The sequence below is a fragment of the Microbacterium sp. H6 genome (genome assembly GCF_003314775.1).
GTDB classification, from domain to species: Bacteria; Actinomycetota; Actinomycetes; order Actinomycetales; family Microbacteriaceae; genus Microbacterium; species Microbacterium oxydans.
In genome coordinates, this window is sequence record NZ_QOAY01000196.1 from 9,666 (window position 1) to 13,973 (window position 4,308).

The 4,308-nt window shown below is 69.3% G+C and carries 1 protein-coding gene; it reads right to left on the reverse strand.

All coding sequences use genetic code 11. The annotated features are described in order from the left end of the window. Positions 1-71: 71 nt before the first annotated feature. A complete protein-coding gene (locus DSP71_RS13170) occupies positions 72-4,289 on the reverse strand; it encodes an FtsK/SpoIIIE domain-containing protein (RefSeq protein ID WP_258546435.1) in 4,218 nt (1,405 codons plus the stop codon). Positions 4,290-4,308 lie beyond the last annotated feature (19 nt).

Here is a 4,308-nt window from a genome sequence, read left to right on the forward strand (position 1 = left end):
ACCCCACCCTACGGAACCACCCGCGCCGACGTCGATGGGGACAACTCCCCATCCACGATTGCGGCCGTCGTCTACCCCTCGACGAGCGGCAGCTGCACCGTGACCTGGCGTCCGGCCTGCACGAAGATGCCTCGCCCCTCGGGGAAGTCGGTGCGCTTGACCTTCGGGAACGACACCTTGAACACCGCGTCGCCGTCGAAGGAATCGGGCTTGAGGATGATGCCCTTGCGCCCGGCCTTGAAGTCGCCGATGAACCCGAAGCCGCTCGTGACCTGCGTGACGTCGGCATCGCCGATGAGCAGGTGGTCGCTGCGGTTGATCGCCTGGAAGAGGGCCTTCATCTCGCGCTCGGCCGGGCTGTCGGCGAACTGGGGCACATCTTCGACCACGATGAGCACTCTCGTCGGGAGCGAGTCGTCGGCGATCAGCTCGGTGATCTCCTTGGCGAGCTCCTTCGCGTCCTCCGGCGTCACGGCGCTGCGCGTCCAGCTCGTGTAGTCCTTGAGCTGGGCACGACGGCCTCCGAAGTGGAACAGCACGGTCGCCGGGTCGAGTCGCCGCATCGAGGTGATGAGCGACTTGAGGGCGTTGGTCTTGCCCGACGACGGCGGACCGGCCACGACGAACGTGCCGACCGGGTCGAAGTCGCGCGCCGCCAGGGTGTCCTCCGCGACACCGAGCACCGGGAACTCGCCGAGGCGATCGGGCAGGTCGCGCACCGACAGGCGGGTGGGCAGCGCGCCGATCTCCGGCACCTCCCTCGCTCCCGCCGCACGCAGCCTCTCCGCGAGCCCCTCGAGCAGCTTGGTCTGCTCCGCCACGTTCGGGGTCCCGCCCAGCGTCGCGATCTGCGTCTCGCGGCCGTCGACGATGGCGCGACCGGGTGCGGAACGCTCGTCCAGCACATCCTTGGGCGCGTTGAGCATCGCATACCCGGACTCATCCGAGAGGCGCAGCACCACGCGCCGCGAGACGTTCGCGCTGACCGCTGTGGGCACGGAGCCGGAACGGTCGGCGCTCGCGATCACGTGCACGCCCAGCGGGCGACCCTCGCCGAGGATGCGCATGAAAGTCTGGTAGAACGGCATCCGCGCGGTGGTCGACTCCCACTCGCTGCGGAACTGCGGGAAGCCGTCGATCAGCAGCAGGATGCGCGCCTCGTCCCGCCCGGTGAGCTCGCGGTACTCGGTGAGGCTCGAGGCGTTGGCAGCGCTGAAGCGCTTGCCGCGGTCATCCAGCACCGCGGCCAACGAGCGCAGCACGCGCTGCACGCGCTCGGAGTCGTCGCCCGAGATGATCGAGCCGACGTGCGGGAGCATCTCCAGGCTCTTGAGCGAGCCGGAACCGAAGTCGAGTCCGTACACCTCGACGTTCGAATGCGCGGGGTCGAAGCCCGCCGCGATCGCGATGGTGCGCAGCACGGTCGACTTGCCCGACCCGCTCGTTCCGTAGACGAGGAGCGAGCCGTCCTTGTCAGGATGGAAGTACGCCGGCTCCTGCAGCTGCCGCTCCGGCACGTCCATCTTGCCGAGCAGCACCTGTCCGTCGCCGAGCACCGGGAGGTCGCGCATGTCGACGGCCCCCTCGAGGTCGTCGAGCCACGGACGTCGAGGCGCGGGGATACGAGCCGCACGTGCCGCGTTCACGAGCGTCGCTACGATGCGCTTCTGGTCGTTGGGTCCGAGATCCTCGTCGTGGGACTCGGACTCCGGAGCCTGCTCGGCCTCCCAGGTCTGGATGGAGCCGAACCGGAGTTCCGCCACCTTCACCTCGGCGACCTGCGCCTCGTCCGTCGTCCATCCGCCGGCGTAGGCCGACTGGAACGGCACGAGGCGTCCCGGACCGGTCTTCGCGATGCCGCGCCCCGGCAGCGAGGGCGGGAACGTCGCCGCCACCGGATCGTCGACGACATCCTTCGAATCGGATTCGTCCGCCATGCGCAGCGCGACGCGCAGGTTCGTGTTCGCCCGCAGATTGTCCTTGATGACACCGGCCGGTCGCTGCGTCGCCATGATCAGGTGGATGCCGAGGGAGCGACCGCGCTGGGCGATGTCGACGACACCGTCGACGAACTCCGGCACCTCTCCGGCGAGCGCGGCGAACTCGTCGATCACGAGCACGAGCGCTGGCGGAGTCTCCGGGTCACGCCGCTTCTCGAGTTCGAGCAGGTCCTTGGCCTTCTTGCGGTTGAAGAGGTGCTCGCGGTGGTGCAGCTCGGCGCGCAGGCTGGTGAGGGCGCGACGCACCAGGTGCGGGCTCAGGTCGGTGACCAGGCCCACCGTGTGCGGCAGGTCGACGCAGTCGGCGAACGCGGAGCCGCCCTTGTAGTCGACGAAGAGGAAGGTGACGCGATCCGGGCTGTGGGCGGCTGCCATGCCGAGCACCCAGGCCTGCAGGAACTCGCTCTTACCGGCACCGGTCGTCCCGCCGACGAGGGCGTGCGGACCCTGGGTGCGCAGGTCGAGGGTCATCGCGTCGGTCTGCGACTGTCCGATGATGGCGCGCAGGTTCCCCGCCTTCTTCAGCCGGGCCTGCGGGGCGCCGGAGCGGTCGATGATCGTGTTGTTCTGGCGCCAGCGGTCGATCACCGCGTTCGCGTCCTCCGCGACCTCGGTGCCCACCAGGGAGAGGAAGCTGACCGAGTTCGGGATGTCGGAGGAGTCCTCGATCACGGTGCTGGAGTCGACGACGGGGGCCAGCCGCTTGGCGAACATGGTCATGTAGGCGTGCGAGACGCCCTCGACCTGCACTCCGCGATAGTCCACGCCGCTGCGGACCGTGCCGACCACCGCATCGCCGAGCCCTGCGCTCACGTCGACGAACGTGCGGCACGCGGCGGGCAGCGCCTCGACCACGGGAGCGACGAACAGGGCGTACACGCCGACGTCGGCACCGCGTTCCAGGATCTGGGTCAGCCGGGCGCGATCGACAGGAGCATCGTTCGTGATGATCACGAGGATCGCCGTCTGGCCGGGGAATGTCGCGTCCTCGGCGGCGCGCTTGACGTCGGTGCCGTAGCGCATCGGGTCCCAGTCGGCGCCGTACGGGGGCCGGGCGGACTTCGACTCCCGCGAGCGACGCAGGACGATCTCCTCCAGGCCGCTGAGCAGTGCCGTGCCGGTCGAGGCGGAGTCTGCCAGAGGCATCTCCTTGAACGGGTTGCGCTCACTGGAGGTGTGGGGCAACCACTTGAGCCAGTCGAGCTCGTTGGCCCAGCCCGGCTCGGTCAGCGCGACCGTCACCAGCTCGTTCGGCGAATGCGTGCCGAACAGCTGCACGGCGATGCCGCGGAGCGCGTCGCTCGCCAGCGATGTGGGACCGGCGACACCGATCGACCCGACGCTCTGGAGCGACTCCAGGATCGGCACGTCGTCGATCATCCGGTACCGCTCCTCGAGGCGGTCGACGCGCTCGACGTACTCGACGAGCGCGTCAGGGCTCTCGGTGCGCTTGATGCGCGTGCGCGCCTCGCTCTCGCAGACGCCCAGGCGCATCGCGAGGAAGTTCCAGTGCTCGGGGCGTCGCGTCCACAGCAGGGGTCCGAGCCGCATCGCCTCGTCGAACACGACGGCGACGGCCGGTACCTCGTTCTGCCGCACCTCCCGCTCCCTCGGGTGGGAGTGGTAGAGCGTCTCCTCCAGGCGTTCGAACTGCTCCTCGAACGACTCCGCCTCCTTGCGCAGACGCTGACCGAGGTTGGTCTTCTGCGAGATGAAGTTCCCGAACATCATCATCGGCGACGCGGCCGCGATCAGGAGGGACGCCGGACGCTGCGTGATGCTGAACATCGTGACGGCCAGCAGGATCGGCGCGACGAGCATGGGCCAGGGGAACAGCCGGGACGGCTGGTCGCGGGGGTAGCGGGGTTCGTCCAGTTCCTGCCCGGTGAAGCGCTCCTCGACGCGCGGGCTGCGGTTGAACATCAGAGCGCCTCCGCGCTCGAGCACCGGGTCGCCGCTGGCGGAGCCGTCGAAATCGCTCACCATGTGCACGACGAACTCGCAGTCGCCCAGCACGAAGCTCTGTCCCGGGATGACCCGGAGCCGCTGCACGAGTCCGCCGTCGACGAGGATGCCGTTCGCGGAGTTCAGATCGACCAGTTCGACGAAGGTCGCCGCGACCTCGATGCGGGCGTGCCGCTTCGAGACCAGCGGGTCGGCGATGGTCACATCGTTCGCGGCGTCGCGGCCGATCAGGAAGTGACCGATCGGCAACGGGAACTCCTGGCCGGCGGCAGGACCGGCGACGACCGTGAGGACGGCGGCCGGGTGCGTGCCCGCCCCGCCCACCGACGCCCGATGGGATCCG